This is a genomic window from Paenibacillus sp. FSL R5-0473, from assembly GCF_038004565.1.
Classification (GTDB): domain Bacteria; phylum Bacillota; class Bacilli; order Paenibacillales; family Paenibacillaceae; genus Paenibacillus; species Paenibacillus amylolyticus.
Genome location: NZ_JBBORL010000002.1, coordinates 277,326 through 300,015, shown reverse-complemented (window position 1 = coordinate 300,015; position 22,690 = coordinate 277,326). Strand labels below are relative to the sequence as shown.

Here is a 22,690-nt window from a genome sequence, read left to right as displayed (position 1 = left end):
TAGTATAAGACTATCAATAGATTAAATTTTATTAATATTTTCAGAGGTGTTACTAATGGAATTCATAGAGTTTTCAAAAATTTGGAATGAACAACCCGTCGTTATTCCCGACACAAATGCTATTTTAGATTTGTATAGATACTCACCTTCTACTTCTCAACATGTATTAAAACTACTTAATCGTATATCAGATTATATCTGGATTCCTCACCAAGTTAAGGAGGAGTATCTAATACAATACATGCATGTGATTTCTATCGAGAAAAGAAAATATAGCGAACTCACTAATCAAATTAGCAAGGTTATTCAGAAATCAAGAGAAAACGTAAGCAACCATTTCAAGAGTTATAGAGGAGATGAACATCCCAAAATAAATCAACTTGTTGACATTGTTGAAGCTAAACTTAGTGAAATCGAAAATGAAGCTAAAAGATTTCATGATGAAATTAAAGAAGAAGTTCAAAAACATGACTTTATGTTTGATACCGGAAATGTAAAATTGTTTATGGATCTAATGGGAGAAAAAGAGCAAATAGGCCCTGAATTTACCTATCGCGAAAAAATCGATTTATATGTCGAGGGAGATTCTAGATATCTTCGAAAAATTCCACCTGGTTACATGGATGAAGTAAAAGACAAAGATGATATAACTAAAACTAAAAAATTTGGAGATTTATTGATCTGGAAGCAATTATTAAGTCATGCCGAACTAAACGAAAAACCCATCATATTTATAACAAATGATAATAAAGAAGACTGGTGGGTACTAGAAAATAAAAGACCAATAGAAGCGCGTCCAGAACTTCACGAGGAGTTTAAAAGCTACAGTGAACAAGCATTTATTATGATCAGTTTAAGAGAATTTATTAATTATATCGAACAAATTTTTGATATACAAAATATCGTTGCTTATTTCGAACTTAATGGAGCACGTCTTATGGAAAATATGGTTGCTCAAATAGGTTGGCAGAAAAAACTGAACTTAAGTAATATTTTGCTTCAAAACAGTGATTTTTGTAACTGTTTTGAGAAACTAACTAATGTTGAGATAAACAGTATTATTGAAGATGAAATATATCTTAGTAGCGCTCAATATAGTAGGGATACAGATATGGTTAAGCTTGCAGGTAGTTTCTCACTTACTTTAGAAATAACTAGTATAGAATATGAGTTTTTCAAATCTGATGGCGAAGTAAAAGTGGAAGGCTTTGTCGAAGTGACATTTGAACTTACTAACCATAAACAAAATGAAATAAAACCGGAAACAGTAAATATTATTTTCAGTGGATATAACATTGCTGCATATACAGAAAGATTATTAAATATTGTATAATTTGCAATAAGGTGAAGAAACAAGAAGAATTCAAAGGGGATTTTTGTATTGAATGTAATTACAGAAAACAGTTAAAAGTTAATTTTTGATATAGACCTCTAGTCAGTTTGTTGAAATAGACTATCACCAACTTTAAGAAAAACAGAGCAACGTCTGAGTCAACAATCTGACATTGGAGAAAACGCATGTTAAACTTCAACAGGCTCATGAAGAATTAATGCTGGCTAGTGCAGTTCCTTAGATACGCCGTTTTGAAAGAACGAAACCGTATTGCCCGTCATATTCATGATAGCATTGGGCATCGACTGACTTTCATCATCGTTCAAATGCAAGCGTTACTGTATGTTCTGAAGAATGATGATGAAACTCAATCTTCCCAAATTGTTAAAACAGTTTTAGAGGTTGCTCGATGTTGTCTTCAGGAAGTACGCTCAGTCGTACATAACATGGGCATGGAAAATACCGAGGCAGGAGTCGTCTCAATTCGAAGCTTGGTAAATCAAACAGTTGCTGCGATTAAAATACACTTTGAACTAAATGAGAAAGCTGAAGAACAAAACTGGCCACTTGATATTTCTGTCGTGCTCTATCGGTGTCTTCAGGAGGCATTTACAAATAACAATACAAGAAACTCCGTGACATGTTCACGGAGTTTCTTGTATTGTTATTTAAACAGAAATGTGGTAAATCACATCTTTTGATAAAAGCACAATACGACGTGGTAAAAAAGATAGAGAAATTAATCATTTTGAAAGTGTTTTTGCATTGGCAACCAGGTGGTTGTTAGTGTTGCTTGGATGACTATAAACTATTTGATCAGAAAAGTGAAATTCAACAAATGTCCAAGGACAAGAACATTGTGTCATTGCAGATTAGATTGTTACCTAAGTAAAATAATGTAAGAGCTAATGTGATGAGATAAAAGCTGAAATTGCTCAATACAGGCAAAATCTCTGTTCCACTGCTTAAAATAGTGGGAATTTCGAGTGTGATATTTAATCTGTTCCAGTAAGCCAACAAAAAGGTTAGCGTACTTTAATACAAATGAAGAGGGATCAGAACTTGTACCGATTGCCTGAATGGACAAGTATATAGACTAATTACCGATTAGTTTGAAGTTTCTAAGGCCGATATCTAAAACTCTTTTTTATACGTATGATATCTACGGTTGCAAACATCCATGACATATCCTGATAGCAGTAAAGTGCAGTTTAATTAAGATGATCAGAATCGAGTTATTGAAGAAAAGTATTTACCAACTGATGGAAGTAAGACCTTGGTTTATACGTACTCATATAACAATGGTAACCGAGAGATCACTTCAACAGAGTCGAGCGGGATTAGTACCGTAACAGCTTATACTCCTTTTGGAGAAGTTGAAGAGTGAAATACATGATAAAAGACCGTGTTATGAATTTGTTTCCAACAAACCAGATAGTTATTGTACAATTTGTAAAAGTAAGCCGAACAAAAAGTTCATTTAATAATTAATCCGGTATATAGGGCATGGAACGCTGTTTTCGGAATTAACACTTGGCTTGTATCTATGTAACATGTAGGTAACAAACCGTTTTGAATGTTTTTGTCCTCTACATTTACACAAAATCAGGATTTTGTACATATGTCTAAACTTTGTAGTTTCTTCGTTTAAAATTTAATTGCTTTTGGAGATTTTACCTGCTGCTGCAGATTTCTTAATCCAACTAACCTGCCCGTTAGTTTAATGAATTGAAGGGTAAGATGACGATTAGATATACGCCTAACCGGCAATAGGACCATGTTCTTGTCCATTCCGGCAATCGGTACAAGTTCTTGTCTTTGACTAGGGACAAGAACTTGTACCTATAAAACAAAAAAGCCGCTGTGATAGCAACTTTGAATGTAACAATGGACACTTAACCTTGGCACACCGTTTTTCTCTTTATGATATCGTGTCGCAAATGAATTTCTTCTCTTTGTAAATCCCATATACCTCATAAATTTCATAATAGTTACTGAATTCTCAACGATAAAGCTTTAACAGACATTACATAGTATACCTCTGTCTAAATATAAGGATTTCATGACCCGACCTTGCAAGGCTTGCGGGCCGCTACCGATTTCCACCGCCCTTCCTAATTTCCCTGCTCCGGCTGGACCCAGCTATCTTCATTTGAATATTGGTAAGCCTAATCCCGGCTCTTCACCTACAGCCTGGCCGCGCACACGAACGATGGTGCGACCGGACGATGATTTCTGCTCGGTGTAGCGGAAGCCATCTCGGTGACGTCGCGGTGCTGATTCCACAAATGATACTAACTACAAAGCCCCACCCGGCTTCAGTCCTCGAGCCGTCAACCGGGCCAAGGCCTTTCCTGATTTCTCTACGCACGCTGCGCCCGGCTTACTTCCTTTTACCACCGGTTAAACCCGAATTAGGCGACGGCTGTGAACCGGTATTTGCGTGCATCTACGATGGTGCGCGGTGAACGTATGAATGCTGTTGGTGCTGCCACCATCTGAATATCCCCCCCCTGCTCAGTGCGGCGAAAATCGTCCAGCGACAGCGCATAGTCTATCCCATCTGCGCCGGCTGATTGATCTAGGTATACACGAACCTGCCGCCGGTTGTGACCCCGGCACTTCGTCTGAAGCTCACCTGGTGTTCGGTGCTCTTGTAGCTGGCTTTACCCCCGCTGGTACTATCCAGGAAGCAATCAAGTTCGCGATGTTGCCACCAGCCTGCCCGCCCTGTTAGCGTTCCGGAAGCAACCAGACCTGAGATGATGGCACCTGAAATCCCGCTGTCGGTACCGTTTGGTTAAATACCTGATGACGGTGCTCCTGCAGCCCCGTCATCCGTTCGGGATAGCAACCAAGTGTGCAATGCTCCTGCAGACGGCCAGCCCACCGATATTCGGGAGGTAATCAGCGGCTCGTTCCTTCAGCTGCCGACGTCTCGCCGCCCCGGTACCGTCTGGGAAGCAACCCAGTGCGCATTGTTGCTGAAAGAAGAAAAATAAGCAGTGCAGATTATACCGAACGTTAACTCTGCGTTAACAAGGTGGAAGAGCTGACGACAGAATCAAAGTCCTACTGCTTGTTACCGGTTGCTGTAAACCTTAGCGGACATGCCGGGTGGAGCAAGAAACGAGCCGCTTATACACTTTTGGCTTCCGACGTTTCCGTTTCTTAAATACTGCAGTAAAAGATGCCGGTAGAAGTAATCACCGATACCGCATAGGGGTAGGGTTCCAAGGATTAGCAGTAATCGCTGCAACAGAGCATCTGAGATGCAGGACAGATTGATAGTTCTTCGTTCACGCTGCTAATGTATCCAGTATTTGCGGCTACAGCATCGATTAACAATCTCAAGATCGAGCGGCGATAACTCGTACTCCAAAGATTTTTATGGTACCGCCGGCCTAAGGATAAGATGAGACGGGAATCGTTACTCATGACTGGATAATGAAAAGCTTCACTGAATTAAGGTATGAAATATGGAGATTTGTTATAAGCTACAAGCTGAATACTAATTGACTGACTTATTGGAGGTAAATGCATGGTTCAAGAAGATCAAGTAAAAGTCGAATTGATAATGCCCGAAGAAAATCTCTTTGTCGGTTCCTATCACCGTATAATAATTCGGTTTGCTGCAGATACAACTTTGAAGTTTGATGATCTGCACTTTGAAATTCCTGACGGTTTAAAAGGTGGTTCTATCTCTCCCAGCAAGGATGAACTGTTTGATGAGGTACCTAATGTAATGCTTCTCGTTGGTTATCAGCCTGGTATGTATGCTCTGAATGTAATTGAGAACTTGACCGGGATTGTAGTAGGGAGTTCAAAGTTCACTGTAGATGCTCTCTGGCTAAAAGATGATGCTGGTCCGACACGTTGGATTTCTAACATTACTACAAATAACACCTACAGTACATCGTTGGCAGATGGCACACGAACTAGACACCAAAATTTCCAGACAGTCAAAGAAACTCGTAGAATTGCCATTCTGCTGGTCGATACAAAATCTCAACGTTTTGATCCAACTACATTAGACGGACATAAAAAACGCTGGATGAACGCTATTGTTGATGGCACTGTTGTAGGTGAGGTTACAAAAAGCAGCCGTTTATACTTTCAAGAAGTGTCTTACAATAAATTTGATTTGTCAGCCAATATATTTGGACCGGTTCATTTACCTGGAAATTTTGACGAATACTTTAATGCAGATAATACGGCCAAAGGAACTTTCTTTCAAGCCTGCTTTACCGCAGGTGACAGTCAAATTGACTTTGAAAATTTTGACACACTTTTGTGTATATCACAGCATGTCGAAGGAACAACTCCAAGAAGAGCGTGGGCTAATGCTACGCGCGGTAACTGGAACTTTATAACCTCAGCGGGAACCATAAAACGTGGTGCCATTTCAATGCCCAACGAATCGGATCCTACGGATCCAAGAACACTTTGGGATACCTTTTCGCATGAGTTGGGACACAATCTTGATCTTCGTGATCAATATAAACCAGATGTAGTCAATCGAAATCTAAATAGTTGGGACATCATGGCCTACAATTATCAACTCCCGCATTTTTCGCTGGCAAACCGGTTGAGTCTTGGTTGGGTTCCGTCTGGCTGGGTTAAATCATATGAACTTCGATCCTCAGCAACTCCTGTTGACCAAACTGTAACGTTACATCCGGTAGAACTAGGTAATCCACCTGCAGGGCGCTTCATTGGAATTGAAATACGGGTTGCAGCAAATTGGAACTATTATTTTGAATATCGGGTTGGGCAACCCAAACAGATTGGCGATCGTTATCTTCCGGTAGACAATGTTGTTTTAGGTACAGATGTTATACCATCAACGACAGACATCAGACCAAGTATTTTACTTTTGGATAAAGAGAACAACGGTGATGGCCCCGTGCTTATTAACAAACAGTCCTACAAAGAAGTGGACAGTACAGACCCCACATTCCCAACCAATTTTACAGCAAGTGTTAGTGGCATCGATGGAAAAAAAGCGGACGTGCGTATCCATTTTCTCATGAGTGGTCGTCCAGACCCTTCTATCAGACCTTGGCCAGCTGGTTCCGATCGTCCGTATCAAAGCCCAGACATTGAAGTAAGGAATGCTAAAAGTCTGGCAGATTCAAAATGGTTTAATGTACCATGGGTTGAAAATACAAATACAGTGGTTGCAAAGATAACGAATAATGGTGGGGCTGATGCACTCAAAGTAGGTGTTAATTTTTATGTTAAGAATTTCAATGTCGGAAGTGGTTCTGAAACTTTACTTGGCTATCAGGAAAAAGATATAAAGAAAAATGCTACAGTCGAATTTACGTCCGAGTGGATCCCGCAAACTGGCGGTCATTACTGCATCAGTGTACGTATTCAAGATTATCAGGTACCGGGGTTCCCCGATATTAAAGAGTTATCGAACCAAAATAACCATGCACAATCGAATTACGATCGTTTCTATTCAACCACTTCTTCTCCACCTTCACGTGAAATTAAAACGATTGAAGTTGGAAATCCGTTTAATTTAAGAACACGTATTTGGTTTGTTGTTAGTAACAGCAATCCCCTTTATCGCACGTACCTAAAGCATGGATGGGTCTTTCTTGATCCTGGTGAAGCCAAGGATATTGAGATGATGTTCGAATACGCCCCTGATCTACTAACTAACGATATGTACTCAGATGAATTAAAGTTGAAATATAAAGAATTTGAGAAAAAAGAAAATAATGTTGATGTTACTGCATATATTGAAAACCCTTATGACAACCCTCACCACGAGATTCAAAAACTCGGGGGAATGCAAGTACAGGTACTCACTGGACGTGCCACTAAATTTGAAACCTTTTATTTACAAGATGGGATAATTAATGGGATTATCGTAGCTGTTGATCAAAGTGAACCAGTAAAAGGAGGAAAACTTATCTTACGCCATACGCATAGGAAAACACATACTTTCGAATATCAGGAGGTTGAATTAGATAACGGTAAGTTCACAGCACAACGAAAAGACATGACTACAGATGTTAAAGCTTTCTATCTCCCTTCTGAAGGTTATGGCGATTGCGAAAGTAAAACTCTAGATGTTGATTAGCCAAGGTACTCTACAGGATGGCCTAGTCTCAGTACGGGCAAATTTCCACTTCCATCTCATTCAACAGGAAGTGTCTGAGATCCGATTTTAGTGATGAGTATCTACAATTTGATCCAAGATCACGTTTACTGTTCAAGAGATGCTTTTATATTCTCCATTCGATCTATAATAATTTTGATGACGCTTAAGAAAAAATCTTCTTTGAGGGGGATTTTCTTTTTCAGAAGGTAGGTAGATTGAGAATCATCAAAACGAAGCAGTACATTATCATTTTGCATCATGCGGATATGCCCTTTTCCAACACGCCCAGCGGCTTCTGATGAAGACTGATCAATATAAGAGGCAAATGCCGCTCGTCTCGATGAACGTATGCAGGCCTCGCACTAAACTTTCCCAAATTACATGTCAATCACTGCCGGTGACATCAATATACAAAGAGATCGAATTGGTTGTAGAACAAGTTCTAATCCTTACTCAGGATAAGAATTTGCTTTCTACATATTAGAAGCTGCTTTAAAAGGAATATAATTGAGATTATATTTAGTCCACCATCTTTCCCCAATGACACAATGTTCTTGTCCTTTTCGGCAATGGTACTATGTTCTTGTCCCTCGACAGCGAAAAATGATCTGTGATTATTGTGAGAGAGCTACCAGTGTTACTTATCCTATCATGATTTTAGGTCTATTTGCATAACACAGCAAATAAGCCTCGAAAAAGTTCGAGGCTCTGTCACGTAGATTGTTCCACGTTAGTAATGAAAAGTGTTTTTACTACTGGAGGAACTATCTCCATTTTATTACTTATCTGTTGCTCAGATGTCCTTACTAAGATGTCATCGGCAACATTTATGATCAAACTTTATGGTGTTTTATGAGTCGTTCCACTTCTGCTTTTGTCAGACCGGTAGAAGAAGCAATGATATCAACATCTACTCCTGATTTAATCAATTTCTTGGCAACATCAGTAGCTTTGTTACGCTCTCCTTCTTCCTTTGCCCCTTCAATCATAGAAGCTTCATCATGCAAATACTTTTGTCTGTCCTCGTATAATCGGCGGGATTCGGCATCCTGACTAAGAAATTCCAACGTATCCATTGCTTTTTTTAATACAGGTTCGTTCATCGTCAGCACCTCCCAATTGGATTTATCGACACCTTTTAAGAATAATAGCCAGTTAACCAAACCACCATTTTCTACTGGAGTCGCATGATCGCCAAGCTTGGGCAATTCCAGAAAATGCAGTTCTATGTCATCTATGAGCGAGATCCCACTCCGGTCTTCACGCAGATGGAATACGTTATGATATTGATCATTGGGCAAAAAAGAATAGTTCAGGATGTTAATCGTCACGCATTTTTTCAGCATCTTATAAGAATGCCCCTCTTGAAGCTGTCCGCTGTATAGCTTGCTCCAGTAAAACATCGTTCGTTTCTCAGTATCATATTTATTGAATAACTGCATTTCAACGTTGATGAGCTCGCCCTCCGCTGTTCTTCCGTGTATATCAAGGATGGATTGCTTGTCACGAGGAGTGTCCTTCTCGGTATATGAATTCAACAAGATGATTTCTGTCAAAGGCGGCCTACCTGCCTCTACAAAAGTCTTGTTCAAGAAGGCAAGCAGAACATCCCGATTTTCTTCACTGCCAAATATACGTTTGAATAAAAAATCATTTCGGGGGTCAAGCAGTTCATTCATCTGCAACCATCTCCATTCATTCATAGTATATCACGCTTAAAGGTTCTTAGACACACACTCTCCGCCATGAGCAGAATTAACAATTATTCTGACCCGGGGGAGTCTTTTTATCGAACAAACGCTAATATTGACATTATCGAACGTATTTTCCGGAAGCCATTCATATATCTTTGCAGCGCCCGCAGGATCGGAACTTCTGGAGGATGCACTCCAGCCGAACACCGTGGAATTGTCTCGTGTCACAGCCCGCCATTCTTTTCCTTCTCGCAAGTTCTGTGCACTTTCAATCTGGGCGTTTGCCCTCAATACTGGGGCGGTAGTATCGGATCATAAAGGAGCCATCGGGAGAAAGTTCTCTTTGTATATGACGATGAGTGGCTTCAGCTCACGGTGCTTCAGGTATTGATGAGAAAAGTTTATTCAAGCTCTGTTCTTGGCGATAGTATTCCATTGGGCATTAGTTTTGGGATTCTCTATCTCTTTGGAATTGTCTTTTAAGAAAACCCCTGATCAATTACTTGTTCTTGGCTCGGAACTCAGCTTGGAACAAAAATTTGGTTCTTAAAACAAAAAAGCCGCTAAGTAGCGACTTTGATATTAATTACCTTAACCTTTATTATTCAATAATGACTTTTTCAGCTATAGCTTGTGGAGGTGATGACTGGGCTATAAGATTTTTTATCCATACTTCAGCTTTTTTATTTTTTATTGAACTAGCAAATTTAGACTCGGCTGCCCCACCGATAACTATTTCACTATCCTCATCTTTACTTATCCAAATTTGTTTCGTTGCAGGATCATCTGGGTTATCTTGTTCAATCAATATTTGATTATCTTGTTCATTAACTTCTATAATTGTACCGCGGATGTCCGCATCTGATTGAGTTAGTTCATTTTGAGAACTACAGCCGACGGCTAGTAGCAACAAAACGAGTGTGAGTCCACTCACTAGTTTAGCCATGATCATCACCTTCCACTTGCAATATAAAAACATCAATAGGAGGAATCGGTGTAAACTCCCGAGAGACCTAGCGAACTAATTGTATAACTATATTTTGAAAAGCTTGCCATGTATCTACTCCACCTTGTCTAACTATACCAGTGTGGGTACCTTCAATTCTTGCATAGTTTCGTACACCATTATTGACGACATTGTATACTAATCCTCCACTATCTCCTAGCTGTGTACCACTAAGTCCAGTAATGATCATATCAGTCGGTCCACCATTAATATCATAACTAGTGTCAACAATCTCAGCTAGAGGATAACTACTTCCATTCAAATTGTACCCGTGTACTCTTACCTTATCTCCAACCTGACGATATAGGCCAGAGTAATCCGTTGTCCCTATCGTTAAAGAATTACCATTTAAATTATGGCTCGGATTTACAGATGAGTTGTATACTATATAACCTGCATCGAACTTAGACGTATCCGAAAATACAGCATTGTTCATTGTACCAATCGGGCTAGAACCGTCAGATAAGTCATACCAAGTTCCATTCTCACAATGCCCCGCAGTAACACCGACGTTGTTACCATTGGCACGACCGTTGAAACCTAAACTACATGCCGGGGAAGTAATAGCAGTTCCTCGTTCAATTTTTTCTCCGGGAAACAAGTTATACGCTTGTGTTTGAAGGCTCAACTCGCCTATTACCCATCTCACCATATCTTCATCGATATAGTTTAGTATCTCTTCCTTAGCATTATCGTACTGCTCTTGTGAGATGTACACATTAACTTTGTTCAACTTAGGATTTATACCAACCGCTTCTAACCCTAACTCTTTCATTTTTCCAGATAATGATTCTTTTGCTTTAGTCAGTTCTTCTAAAGAATATTTTACAATTAAATATTCAATATTTTGAGGAAAAACACTCGTGCTCATTACTGAACTTTTTAATTCGTTTGGTAACTCAGTAACAAGAATGACATTCTTACCGTTTTCATCGGTGTATGCACCAGTATAAATATCGCTATAGTTGCTCATTAACTCTAGCTGTACGTTACCTCGATCAATCAATATATTTGTGTTAAGTAGACTGGCTTCAGGATATTGTTCCGTGACTGCCTCTGCCTCAGTTTCTAATGACTTCGTGAAACTAGTAGCGGTAGGTATCTCCCATTTATGACCTGGATCATTGCTTTGCACTCTAATGTTATCGTTTGATATGGACTCCGCCGCTTGACCTGTACTAATAAAAATACTTAACGAAATCATTAGCAAGGTTACTATCAGTGATAAAATGCGCTTGTTCATAAACTATTTCCTCTCATAAGGTATATAAAATAAAAAGCAATTTTCAGTAAAATGTTGCATTTATTTTTATATTTTTACTCAAATTGGTTCATCTAATCGAGAATGGGAACATGTTCTTGTTCATTTCGGCAATCGGTACAAGTTCTTGTCCTTGGCTCGGGACAAGAACTTGTACCGATAAAATAAAAAAGCCGCTAAAATAGCGACTTTAATGGGAATATGTTCTTGTCCCTCGACACTTTAGTAGTGAGTCTAGGCATTGGCTGATAATTCATATAAATTCATCCGTTTTATTCCAGATTCAATCACCCTGTTTTCTATGTATGTGCAAAGTAGCTAGATTGTATGCCGCGACCACCAATTTATTTTTATGATTCAAAATACGCTTCCTATATGCTATAATCAAATGGCATGATTTGCCTTGAGTGCGGTTAGCTTATCTCCGAAAGGAGGTGAGCGCTATGAACTTCTCCTTCTCAGACGTGATAATGTTCGCAACATTTCTAATTGCGGTACTAACGTATGTAGATAAGAAGAAGAAATAACCCACTCTGAGGTTCGCGCCAAAAGTGTGGGTTATTTCCGTCTTTGTCATCATTAATGGAGATGGGATTCCCTACTCAACAATAATTGTGCAGGGAGACGGTATAGCGCACCGTCTTCTTTATGTAGTATATAATACCACAGTTGTTTTTATACATCAATAATGATCTTGTTGACTATAGTCGATTCTAATCTCTTGGTTCGACTGTTTTTAATGTATTACCCAGTTCAATCAATCTGTCCACAACAGTTCTTCTTATCTTGGGTAAGTCACTAATATGTCTCCAATAAAAACTCTTGCCGTTTGCAGTTGTATATGAAATATACATCCTTTGAGAATCAGTTAAGATAGACCCTTTTCATGCTATTGTACCACTCCAATCGTATGGAGTTAAAGTAGCTTATTTGCTAACTTTTTCCGTTTCTAATCATCGTTCGAAATCTTGCCCTTTCGTTTTCTGTTTTTGTATATCTTCGCGAGTAATCTCGTCCGCACGAGTGTGATCTTGTTCTTTCTCCGATCCTTTTAAAAAGGCACCTTTAACCCACTGGGGAATATCTTGAGATAAAGTTTGAACCTTTTCTCTTTCAACCTCCATTACTAATCTAAATTTTGAGGTATTATCAAAAATAAAAGAGCGATCGATCGGTCATATCGTCTTCGGATATCATCTTCTGGATTATGATGTCCACCATTCCTTACTCGCATTTCTACTCGCTCGATGTGATACTCCACGTTTTTAAGACCTAAGTAATACAGGTTTATTTCAAACCCTGCCTTTTTGGCTTGTTCTATTTTCCGCATTGCATTTTTACCGACAAGCGTTGTTTCAAGGGAAAAGCTTTTTCCGTTCTGTATACATTCACTGAATGTTTGATAGCTTCTCTTCCAGCTGATGGAGAAACCGATTCCGGAAGACAAGGATTGATAGTTTTTGCAATGGCATCCGGATCAATAACCTCTCCTAACTGATCGTTAAAGTTCTAGTTAGTGTGCTTTTCCCTGCTCCATTCGTTCCAGCAAAAACAGTCATGACGGGTTTGCTCACGGGTATTCAATTTCCTTTTTGTTACCATTTTCTTCATATATGATCACTGTTTTTCTGCCATCCGGATATTCCTTGATCATTTTTTCATTTTCTTCATATACAATGGGCACACCATTGCTTTTGGCCTCTTGTCTGGCCGAGAATGTTGCTTTTACTAAAATTTCATTCAATTCAGAAATTGACATACGTTTCATGTGAAGATATCCTCCTTAAACAATTGTACGTAAAAGTTTCACACTATATGGACGGATCATTTTTCAAGTTTAGCTAAGCCTTTTTCCATTCTCAAGAAATCTTTCTCACTAATTTGTCCAGACAGTTTTTGTTCATTCAGCTTATTGGCTCTGACTTGGAGCTCCTATCCCTCGATATGTGAACTACACTCTACCTAAGAGGTGGGGTGCTTCTTGGTCAATAGTGCAACTGCCTCAGCTTACAGGGGAGTTCCTCCCCCAATGTATGCCATTTAGTTGGCGAGTTGCAGTAGATTGAGGGCCGCATTTCGATCACGATCATGTACGGTCTGGAGGGATGGGCACATCCATTCGTACAAAGCCAGATTTTTTACCTCCACATTTTTGTAACCACAACATGAACATAGCTGACAAACTATAACGAATCTGCATCACGTTTTGCCCTTTGATATTCTCTTTCATCTCGAACTGCTCGATTCCATTCTGATTGCGAATACCTAACGTTATAATTAGCTTGTTTTACAAACATTTTTTTTGAAAAATCGGCCTGTTCCCGTTTTTCCTCAGCGTTATCATATGCCTTACTTTTTAATCGTTCTCTCTCTTCGTGTAAATTACTTTCCCCATTACTCCATCCGGTACCATGGTTTGGATTACTAAATAATGAGACAACCTTATCCAGTACTAACAGCAGAACGAATACAATAGTACCACCGACCAAAAGTAAAAAATCAATGACTTTGAGCCGCATCATTCCTCCCTTCAAGGAAGATACGCTTCCTTTTTTTAATAACTTCAACATTCTAGCTTTATCTCTCTGGCTTAGAATCTCTCTATCGTATTTTCCTGCCTCTATCTCTTCAATCAATCTTCCGTTTGTATTTGTTATACGAACCATAACTTTGTTGATCAACTTTGCAGATATCACAGCAAAGACAATTGGAATAATGAATGAAATAGCTAGATGTATGAAACCATCCCATACATCAGATACTAGCATTTGAGATGCATACGTATTGGTTAAATTAAGTAGAAGAAACAGAATAATAAATCCGCAAACAGTTCCATACATACTATGCCATTTGAATTTTTTTTCATCATCAAAGGGATTAGACTGCCTTTTAATCTTATTCGTAAAGAGCTTTACAACTAAAATACTTATAAATCCAGCGGGGATTGCAAATATCACACCATAGATACCAAGTGAGAAATGGTTTGTATAAGAAGAGTATAACCCCCCCTCAAAAATCACCTCTTGAGTCATTATTCGATTGACCAATTTATTGATTGCAATGGTCAAAATAATCGTTAGGATAATTATGGAAAAGGTCTTTCCTTTCAATGTTTCCTTCATCGTCCATTTGTTCATCTCTTTCATTCCTTTACTCCATCATTTAGGTTTCTACTCAGCAACCAAGTTAAATATAGATTCTACAAACGATTTCTTTGTTAAAGAGACCTCCTATTCAAATGCTCTAGTACGTACGTTTCTGTTCCTGAAACCATCAGCCTTACATCCTATCTAACTAATACGGTTAAAACTAGTTTCTTAACTACCTCAAGTTCGTATGTACTTATTTTCGGTGTTTTACTATGTATAGGTATTTTAGGACCTAAATACTAACAAAACAGATTATAATAAGAATATTACCGCTATATACTCATTTAATATAGGTATATCCTCTCGGTTCACCATGGGAATCCCCTTTAATGATTACTACTGCAGGAAAACCGCCTTCTAAACAAACATGTTCCCGCTCAATTAGAGGACAGAGAATTGTTAGGTATATATCTAATCGGAAATAGGAACATGTTCTTGTCCTCAGCAGTTATTTTATGTCCGATGTTTCGCCTTTTTAATACCTAGCAACCGTGTTTTACCTCTCATCTTGTCAGTTGTCACATAATATTGTGAACATTTTCATGTATTATGGTACTTAATAAAGCTTTAAGTGCATGTGATCAATGTTTAGATGTACATCTAATCGGTAATCGGACTATGTTCTTGTCCATTCCGGCAATCGGTACAAGTTCTTGTACTTGGCTCGGGACAAGAACTTGTACCGACAAAATAACAAAGCCGCTAATTTACCGACTTCAAAGAAACTATGTTCTAGTCCTCCGACATACACTTTGAAAACTACTTCACAATCTGAAGTTCTCTCCACTCTTCGGAAGCTAGTTTGTTAGATTTAGTAAAAAGTTTTAATCCCACGCCAGTTAGAACATATCTAATTGGATAATAGGTGCGGTTCTTCCAAAAGATTTATTTTTTGGGATTCAGATTAAACGACTTCTCTTGTTAAGTAAGGGTAATCTTACCGTTTTTATTGCTAATGGTTCCACCTAAGAGAGCCATTAATTCCGAAACAGGTGTGTACATAGTTAGATCAGTTTGACTGAACGTTCCCTGACCACTATACTTCAGGTATTTCCCCTCGAAACTCACCGGAATAGGATCATTTATACTCAAGTAATCATTTAGTGAAAAGCTATAATAAGGTTCAGTAAAATCGTCAACAACATTACCATATCTTCGAGGTGTCATTAGATCGCTCCCGATGACACGGTAGGCACCTTGGTTTAAAAGACCAGATTGAAAGATATGATCCGTGCCCCCCATCCAACTGACTCCGTAATCAATGGCAGAAGATGATCCAGTCGTATTAATCGTTATGGTTCGAACCCGTTTCCCTGTCTGAGTTTCAAAAACCCGGTATTCTGCTGTTCCTTGACCGATCGATTGTTTTCAATGAAGTTCACCTGGAGTACGACATACTTACCATTTGGACTTGATTGAGCGAACTTTCTCTTGTCAACATAATCATCTGCGGCATTTTCTCTAGTTGTATGGAGTTTTATTATTTTTCCATTAACCTTGATCTCGTAAGGATATTCTCCCGGGTAAGAAACATATTCATTTTTTGAATCATATTACGTACCTGCTTCCACATATAATGCTCCAATAGACAACTCTGGATCAAAGTAATTGTGGTACAAGTAGTTAGTTACAAAAATATTTGAGTGTTCCATGGGTCTTTCTTTTGCTTTGTGTATCAGTTTATTGGTAGCTAAAGAATAAACTAGGTATTCTCTTCTTCCCTTCTCTACGACGTACATCCCTGTATCTGGGTAAACTTCGTCAATCGCTCCATCGTTGATATTTCGATCTGCGAGGGTAGTAACAACTTTCTTACAGCTATCATACTTTAGAAGTTTTTCTGTAGCTCCGCCCTTTTATATCGCATAAGTGATTAAAGGGTTTTTCGTGTTCATCCCGCTAATGGACTTGAAATAGTACTCAGAAGAGGTGTCTATGAAGTCCAGTACAGTATCCTCATTCTTAAATAAACCTGTAGTGTAATCGACTGTCGTTTTCCTCACTATAGGTTTTCCTGTTCCATTTATCCTATAATTGTGAGGTATCCACTGTAGGTTAGTTTTATCTTTTGTCTCAGCATTCGAATCAACGGCACTACCGTAAACAACACTGTCCCAAGGGGTCATTACTCCTGTGAGAAAAGTAACAATAATACCATTAATAAAGTTAGATAAGCTTAGTGTTCATAGGACCTCCAAAGTTAAAAATAGTAATTTGCTATATACCTATAGATTAAGATTGATTTGAAATACTCCATTCCAAACCTATAATAATTTGTATACCTTCCATTTCCCGTACTAAATTAAATTGGCTGATGAACGAAGCAACATCTTCACCACTTACTATGGATTTACCATTACTTCCCCCCGGTCCGCCCTGCTTTTGTTTAAGTCTGTAGCAGTTCTTCATTCGACTTATCTTAGTGGGAGACTAAAAGAAGAACTCGTATTTTGGTCTATGGTGAAGGTTTTCCAGGTTCCTGTGGAAGATCCATCTGAAGTTTTAGCTAACGCAAACCGCATCCAGAACTTTCGTGGCACTTCCTTTTTGAAAAAACCAGAATCCACGTACTCTTCAACCGGCAGATTATTGATGCCATAAGCTTCTACTGTTCCACTATCAAAGTTGTTTACCGTTGTAAAAACGTCGGCTATAGCTTGGTAGAAAGCTAGATTTCTTAAATTATCACCCTTCGGAGTTACCGTTACTTCGATAAAAACCTCATATAATTCCTGTTTAATAGGATATCTGTAATTCTTGTCAATGAACATCTTCCCATAAAGATTTAGAACGCTTTTCTTAGAATTTGCATGGGTAACAATCATCCTATGCGGCATAATGGTACCCAAATTATTGCGTAATTTGGCCGATTTACCAACGATGCGATCAAAGCTTGCAATTGTACCGTCTTCTGATTTCAGATAAACATACGGCGTAGCAGAAGTTAGGTTTGTACCAGTCAATCCCACTTCGCGCATCTCATTCAGATCTCTATACGAAGTTGCCTCATTCTCCTGTATCTGCTCGTAACGTGATAAAATAACCGCTGCCTCTGCACGTGTGGTCGTTTTGCCTGGACCAAAGGTGCCATCTGGATAGCCACTCATTAATCCGGTTCCCAGAACTACTGATACGAAGGGATATGCTGATTTCTTCAATCCGCCCTTGTAGTATTCTGCTACAGGAACCAGCGTGTTTTCTGTATCTTTCAGCGCTTGCTTGTACTCTTCATCTTTAGCAGCGAGGCCTGAACTGAGCCACTTCGCCATCTCTTCCCGTGTTAATGCGGTGCTAGGTTTAAACCCATTCGGGTAATCTGAAGAGTTCAAGAACCCCAGGGATACTGCACGATTCACTTCTTCCTCACTCCAGTGGCCGGTCAAATCCTTAAACACATTTGCCTGATCCGTTTTCGCCGTTCTTTTGGCCACTCGGGACAGCAATGTTGCAAATTCTGCGCGCGTCACCGTCGCACCCGGTTTAAATGTCCCATTGCTATATCCTTTGAAATAACCTTTATCTACTGCGGCATCAATGGATGCTTTCGCCCAATGATTTGCAGGTACATCTTTAAATGAGGTAGCTGCAGCCTGACTTGTGCTTTCGGTGAATGGGTATATACCTATTATCAATACAGCACTTAATAAGAGTTGAGTTACTTTTTTCATTGTTTCCACGCTCCATAGATAAAAATCAGACTGTTTTTTCCTGAGATAAGCTATGTATTCTTTCGGGTTAACCTTTAATTGAATCCAACCATTTGTACTTTAGATCCCGTTCCATACTTGTGAAGGATCTTTACTGGCGTTATTAAAGCCTTCATTTCACTTCACGAACTATAGAGTTTCGATCAAATAAAGTAGCCATACCACTTACTTTTAAATCTTCTGTGTTTGAATTTGTAGAGAGCGGAATATCCGAATACCCTTCATATTTTTTTCCTTTTTTGAAGGGGCCTGCCTTCATGAAACGTTCGTCAAACATTACGTCCTCATACTTGTTATATGCCTTGATTTCAAATTCAAATTTAGTGCGAATAAAGTAACCTGCTAATCGATCGGCGTCAGTCAGCATAGAAGGCTCGGCAACTAATGAACCCTTGATTATGATATGAAAATAGTTCATTAGCCCACTCTTCATCAATCGTTCTGTAATCGACATTAAGCATCAAGTTATAGTAGTTCTCTGTGGTTTGTCTCCACTGATCCATAATAGGCTTATAATTAAAATATTCATCCGACTTGGCTAGTTGGGCTGACGTCGTATCCACAATGATGTTGGGTTTCATCTCATACATTTCATTCAGACAGTCTTCCAATACATAGGGGAAATCCTTAGCGTTTCTTGGGAGATTCGTGGTTCGAATGATACGCCCCCAAGGATCTCTATCTGCATTTTTGGCTTTCTCAGCATTGTTTAATGCTGCAAGATCTACCTTCAGCGTTTCCCCACTTCGTACTTTCTCGATTCGGTCAATGACGGTCAAAGCTTGAGCACGAGTGGTGGTACCCTCTGGATCAAGTCTTCCATTACCCGTACCCGAAAGCAGTCCATTTTTCACAGCAATGTATAGAAAGTCATAGTTATCCTCCCCCACTTGCCCGATGGCCCGTGCTGCTACATATACCATCTCCATTCGCGTCATGGGTTTGGTCCAGTCCGAGGATGGAAAATCGGTTTCCACATACAAATTATTCACTTTAGCTGATTTGACATAGTCATCATACCATTGTGCTTTTGTTGTTGGTGTCCCTACCTTGTGCCCCAGTGAGCTGACCATGAGCTTTAGAAACTCTGCACGTGTCACTTTATTTTCTGGATAAAACATGCCGTTGGGATAACCACTGACAATCCCCTTATTCAGCGCCGTCTGAATGCTAGTCGCCGCCCAGTGACCTTGAATATCTTTGAATGATTCCCCCTTTTTTTCATTTGCATTTGAAATCATCTGGTTTGATTCCAGATTTGTATGCAGAGAAGTAGGAGTTTCTGCATGTATCTGAAGTGTTGTTGCTAAGAGAGATATCACTGCACCCGTAACGACTAATTTTTTCTTCACCAGCTCTGTCCTCATTTCTTTCAATTAATAATCAAATTTAAACTTACTAAGTTGTTCAAACTAATACTCTATTCAGATTCACGAGAATTTTATTGATCACAGACCTCCTAGCTGTTTTCTTTTTACTTTAACGGATTGACAATAGCTACTGCATAGTCGTCCAGGTCGCTATCTCTAAGAAGAATATAATCAGCTTGGCTAACTTTAAAGTTCGTCCAACCTGTAAGACATTTTTGCTCCTAAGGCTTCCGAAACGAAGCGAATTGCAACTATCACAATACCTTGACGATCCTGGAACGGCTTTGCATCCGGGAAATTCATCATCTTCGTATTCAGTAAAACTTCTACAGTTGCTTTTCCTCTTGTTTCTACGGCTGATTCTGTACCCACCATGCTAGTAGTCACTATTCCTGCTAATGATATAAAAGAAAATTTCTACTTTTCTTTTTAAAACTCTACTTTAGTATGTACTTGCTTCTCACATGGATTTTACCTTGTTCTTATGTTTTCTACTGTTTATAGGACTTACAGATCCTAAACACCTATCAAACTTCCCAGTTATGAAAAAATATTGCCACTATGCGTTTATTTTATATAGGTATATTATCCCATACGCCCCAAAAAGAAAAGCTTGTTCCGAATATTAATTTGAACTCATTAATATACTTCATAATAATGTTCACAATAAAAACTCAGTAAAGAACGAATACTTGAAATCAAAAAGAGCCGCTATTTTAGCGACTTAAAAAAAAGGGCTTATCTTTTCAATTGAATGATCTCCTGTTCAGTGAGCCCAGTTGCCTTAGCGATCGTTGATATATCCAAATTCAAATCCAACATATTTTTGGCCACTTCTGTGATACCCGATTTGATACCCGCTTTTCGAGCTCCTTCTAGCATCGACGCTTCATCATGCAAATATTTCTGACGCGCTTCGGAATCCTGGCTCAAAAATTGCAAGGTATCCATAGCCTTCTCTAATCCTGGTTCATTCATCTTCAGCACCTCCCAATGTGTAGCATCCACACCCTTCAGAAACAACAACCAGTTCTCAAGACCACCTTGTGATAGAATAACGTTAGGTAATTCCAGAAAATGAATCTCGATATCATCAATTAGGGTTAAAGCTGTCCGGTCTTCTCGAAGATGAAAAGTACTATGGTAATTATCATTGGCTAAAAAAGCATAGTTCAGGATATTAATTGTGACGCATTTTTCAATTCCTGATACTTCTCTCCCTCATGAAATTGACTGGAATATCGTTTACTCCAGTAAAACAACGTTCTTTTCTCAATGTCGTACTTATTAAATAGCTGCATTTCAATATCAATCAGTTTTTTACTCTGAGGTTTTAGCATAAACATCAAAGATCGATTGCTTATCGAGCGGATCATCTTTGTCCGTGTATGGATTCATGAGGATGATCTCTGTAAGTGGTGGATCTCACGCTTCAGTAAGGACTCGATTCAGAAATGCCAGTAATACATCTTTATTATTCTCACTGCCAAAGATACGTTCGAAGACAAAATCTACTCTGGGATCAAGCAATTCCATAACAGCAACTCTGTTCTATATCCACTTCCATTATACCAAAAATCTGAGCGTTCAAAACAAGTTTCATACAGGCATCAACCTATTTAAGCCTGTCCAGCATAAGGGTTCTATTCGCCAATGGCGTTCAAGGGAACAATAGAATCCTTGGCTTATCTGTTGTGGCTTTGCTTTAATTCAGTGCACTGATTACTGCCCGACTTTCTTCCCCGCTTGTTTATTCCAGACGACAGGTTCCACATACCCAATCTGTTCAATACCAGGCGAAGCTTCTCATACTCAAGATCGCCTGGCTGAAGGTCTACCCGGGATAGGCTGTTACATTAATCTGCGCATTGGCACGATTCTGATGTTCATTCTCGTTTCCTTTTTTTTGTGAGTAAAAAAAAAAGCTACTCTTTGTGCGACTCATTTTAAACCTTGCTGTAATGAAGCAAATGATTGGGCTGCTTGTTGGGTCGAATGTGCATCTTCTTCCATCTTCTACTCGCTAAATTGCTCCAATGAAATAAAGCCGATCCATTGAAGGATCGACTTTTGTTGTAGCATAAGGGCTATTTCTTAATGGTACAACAGCAACAATAAAAGTTTGGATACTCTCTAAACATAAAGCAACTGATGGTTGACTCCAAACGGAGTGCGACGCACAAATGCCTGCTCCTTCGCATTTTCTAGTTGATTTCAATCCACGCACTCCATACAGAGTGCGACTCTGCCCCACCTTCTCCTGTTTCATCTACTCCATCAATTTCAATCCACGCACTCCATACAGAGTGCGACCGGTGTTGGTTGGGCGAACATTGCCCACCTCGCCTATTTCAATCCACGCACTCCATACAGAGTGCGACGGACTTAAAACAGGATGTAAAGGATGCTAAAGAAATTTCAATCCACGCACTCCATACAGAGTGCGACGTGGTGCCCTCTAAACGCTTGCAATAGATTACATGATTTCAATCCACGCACTCCATACAGAGTGCGACATGCACCAGTCAAGCCAAAGGTGAGCCGCAAGGATATTTCAATCCACGCACTCCATACAGAGTGCGACACTCCGGCCAGTGGTGCGCTTGTGGTGCGGTTGTAATTTCAATCCACGCACTCCATACAGAGTGCGACGAACTCATCACGCCAGTCATCGATATCCGCGAAATTTCAATCCACGCACTCCATACAGAGTGCGACACACAAGACATCATGCAGATGCAGGAAGAGTACTGATTTCAATCCACGCACTCCATACAGAGTGCGACTGAATTTCTTAGCACTCATGACGTTGCTGTTCCAATTTCAATCCATGCACTCCATACAGAGTGCGACCCAATATGGTCGAGATCGGCCCGGAATCCAAAATTTCAATCCACGCACTCCATACAGAGTGCGACCCGAAAAATCAGCAGTAACAGCAGCAGTATTCATTATTTCAATCCACGCACTCCATACAGAGTGCGACACATGAAAACGGCTGGGGAGATCGCGGCAGGAATGATTTCAATCCACGCACTCCATACAGAGTGCG

Annotated in this window: 15 protein-coding genes, 1 pseudogene and 1 CRISPR repeat array (1 of these 17 running past the window's edge); of the genes and pseudogenes, 3 read left to right on the top strand and 13 right to left on the bottom strand. The window is 39.4% G+C overall.

Features of this window, described 5'->3' with window-relative positions; all coding sequences use genetic code 11:
- Nucleotides 1–55: 55 nt before the first annotated feature.
- The 3 genes from MKY28_RS31185 (at nt 56) to MKY28_RS31175 (ending at nt 7,430) form a co-directional block, all read left to right on the top strand.
- Nucleotides 56–1,333 carry a PIN-like domain-containing protein gene (locus MKY28_RS31185; RefSeq protein WP_340938423.1) on the top strand — a complete coding sequence of 426 codons (1,278 nt, stop codon included), beginning with the start codon at nt 56–58 and terminating at the stop codon, nt 1,331–1,333.
- Nucleotides 1,334–1,584: 251 nt separating this feature from the next.
- Nucleotides 1,585–2,034 (top strand): sensor histidine kinase, encoded by a 450-nt coding sequence (locus MKY28_RS31180; RefSeq protein ID WP_340938420.1) that lies wholly within the window; start codon nt 1,585–1,587, stop codon nt 2,032–2,034.
- Between the two features lie 2,840 nt (nt 2,035–4,874).
- The gene (locus tag MKY28_RS31175; RefSeq protein ID WP_340938418.1) at nt 4,875–7,430 is read left to right on the top strand and encodes a CARDB domain-containing protein; all 2,556 of its coding nucleotides are present in this window, start codon (nt 4,875–4,877) and stop codon (nt 7,428–7,430) included.
- 854 nt (nt 7,431–8,284) lie between these two features.
- Here MKY28_RS31175 and MKY28_RS31170 read toward each other — a convergent pair.
- From MKY28_RS31170 to MKY28_RS31115, 13 genes and pseudogenes are all read right to left on the bottom strand, one after another.
- A complete protein-coding gene (locus tag MKY28_RS31170) occupies nt 8,285–9,130 on the bottom strand; it encodes an Rpn family recombination-promoting nuclease/putative transposase (RefSeq protein ID WP_340938521.1) in 846 nt (281 codons plus the stop codon).
- 36 nt (nt 9,131–9,166) lie between these two features.
- On the bottom strand, nt 9,167–9,436 hold the full coding sequence (locus tag MKY28_RS31790) for a SpvB/TcaC N-terminal domain-containing protein (RefSeq protein WP_445670941.1): 270 nt from the start codon (nt 9,434–9,436) through the stop codon (nt 9,167–9,169).
- 310 nt (nt 9,437–9,746) lie between these two features.
- Nucleotides 9,747–10,091 (bottom strand): DUF3221 domain-containing protein, encoded by a 345-nt coding sequence (locus MKY28_RS31165; RefSeq protein WP_340938417.1) that lies wholly within the window; start codon nt 10,089–10,091, stop codon nt 9,747–9,749.
- Between the two features lie 67 nt (nt 10,092–10,158).
- Entirely contained in the window at nt 10,159–11,394 is a 1,236-nt protein-coding gene (locus MKY28_RS31160) for a hypothetical protein (protein ID WP_340938415.1), read from the bottom strand.
- Between the two features lie 1,588 nt (nt 11,395–12,982).
- Nucleotides 12,983–13,180 (bottom strand): hypothetical protein, encoded by a 198-nt coding sequence (locus tag MKY28_RS31155; protein WP_100527982.1) that lies wholly within the window; start codon nt 13,178–13,180, stop codon nt 12,983–12,985.
- Nucleotides 13,181–13,452: 272 nt separating this feature from the next.
- Nucleotides 13,453–13,599: a zinc ribbon domain-containing protein gene (locus MKY28_RS31150; RefSeq protein WP_445670945.1), complete on the bottom strand. Its 147-nt coding sequence runs from the start codon at nt 13,597–13,599 to the stop codon at nt 13,453–13,455.
- On the bottom strand, nt 13,596–14,558 hold the full coding sequence (locus MKY28_RS31145) for a hypothetical protein (RefSeq protein ID WP_338709039.1): 963 nt from the start codon (nt 14,556–14,558) through the stop codon (nt 13,596–13,598). Before MKY28_RS31145 ends, MKY28_RS31150 begins: the two co-directional genes overlap by 4 nt.
- Before the next feature lie 924 nt (nt 14,559–15,482).
- Complete coding sequence (locus tag MKY28_RS31140; RefSeq protein WP_100527980.1) at nt 15,483–15,803, bottom strand: hypothetical protein; 321 nt, start codon at nt 15,801–15,803, stop codon at nt 15,483–15,485.
- A 1,172-nt stretch (nt 15,804–16,975) separates the two neighbouring features.
- Entirely contained in the window at nt 16,976–18,229 is a 1,254-nt protein-coding gene (locus MKY28_RS31135) for an S-layer homology domain-containing protein (protein WP_340938410.1), read from the bottom strand.
- Between the two features lie 151 nt (nt 18,230–18,380).
- Nucleotides 18,381–18,635 carry a hypothetical protein gene (locus MKY28_RS31130; protein WP_340938408.1) on the bottom strand — a complete coding sequence of 85 codons (255 nt, stop codon included), beginning with the start codon at nt 18,633–18,635 and terminating at the stop codon, nt 18,381–18,383.
- Nucleotides 18,625–19,620 (bottom strand): S-layer homology domain-containing protein, encoded by a 996-nt coding sequence (locus MKY28_RS31125; RefSeq protein WP_340938406.1) that lies wholly within the window; start codon nt 19,618–19,620, stop codon nt 18,625–18,627. The genes MKY28_RS31130 and MKY28_RS31125 overlap by 11 nt, the downstream gene beginning before the upstream one ends.
- Nucleotides 19,621–19,824: 204 nt before the next feature.
- Nucleotides 19,825–20,013, bottom strand: a complete 189-nt coding sequence (locus MKY28_RS31120) for a hypothetical protein (RefSeq protein WP_340938405.1) — start codon at nt 20,011–20,013, stop codon at nt 19,825–19,827.
- 363 nt (nt 20,014–20,376) lie between these two features.
- Nucleotides 20,377–21,174: pseudogene (locus tag MKY28_RS31115) on the bottom strand (Rpn family recombination-promoting nuclease/putative transposase).
- Nucleotides 21,175–21,849: 675 nt separating this feature from the next.
- Nucleotides 21,850–22,690: direct repeats of the CRISPR family, unit length 33 nt; unit sequence ATTTCAATCCACGCACTCCATACAGAGTGCGAC; it runs 272 nt beyond the window's last position.

Excerpts from the sequence above, each read along its gene's own strand:
- MKY28_RS31185 (WP_340938423.1), top strand. The coding sequence starts at position 56 with ATGGAATTCATAGAGTTTTCAAAAATTTGGAATGAACAACCCGTCGTT.
- MKY28_RS31175 (WP_340938418.1), top strand. The coding sequence starts at position 4,875 with ATGGTTCAAGAAGATCAAGTAAAAGTCGAATTGATAATGCCCGAAGAA.
- MKY28_RS31170 (WP_340938521.1), bottom strand. The coding sequence starts at position 9,130 with ATGAATGAACTGCTTGACCCCCGAAATGATTTTTTATTCAAACGTATA.
- MKY28_RS31165 (WP_340938417.1), bottom strand. The coding sequence starts at position 10,091 with ATGGCTAAACTAGTGAGTGGACTCACACTCGTTTTGTTGCTACTAGCC.
- MKY28_RS31160 (WP_340938415.1), bottom strand. The coding sequence starts at position 11,394 with ATGAACAAGCGCATTTTATCACTGATAGTAACCTTGCTAATGATTTCG.
- MKY28_RS31155 (WP_100527982.1), bottom strand. The coding sequence starts at position 13,180 with ATGAAACGTATGTCAATTTCTGAATTGAATGAAATTTTAGTAAAAGCA.
- MKY28_RS31145 (WP_338709039.1), bottom strand. The coding sequence starts at position 14,558 with ATGAAAGAGATGAACAAATGGACGATGAAGGAAACATTGAAAGGAAAG.
- MKY28_RS31140 (WP_100527980.1), bottom strand. The coding sequence starts at position 15,803 with ATGGGGGGCACGGATCATATCTTTCAATCTGGTCTTTTAAACCAAGGT.
- MKY28_RS31135 (WP_340938410.1), bottom strand. The coding sequence starts at position 18,229 with ATGAAAAAAGTAACTCAACTCTTATTAAGTGCTGTATTGATAATAGGT.
- MKY28_RS31130 (WP_340938408.1), bottom strand. The coding sequence starts at position 18,635 with ATGCTGACTGACGCCGATCGATTAGCAGGTTACTTTATTCGCACTAAA.
- MKY28_RS31120 (WP_340938405.1), bottom strand. The coding sequence starts at position 20,013 with ATGGTGGGTACAGAATCAGCCGTAGAAACAAGAGGAAAAGCAACTGTA.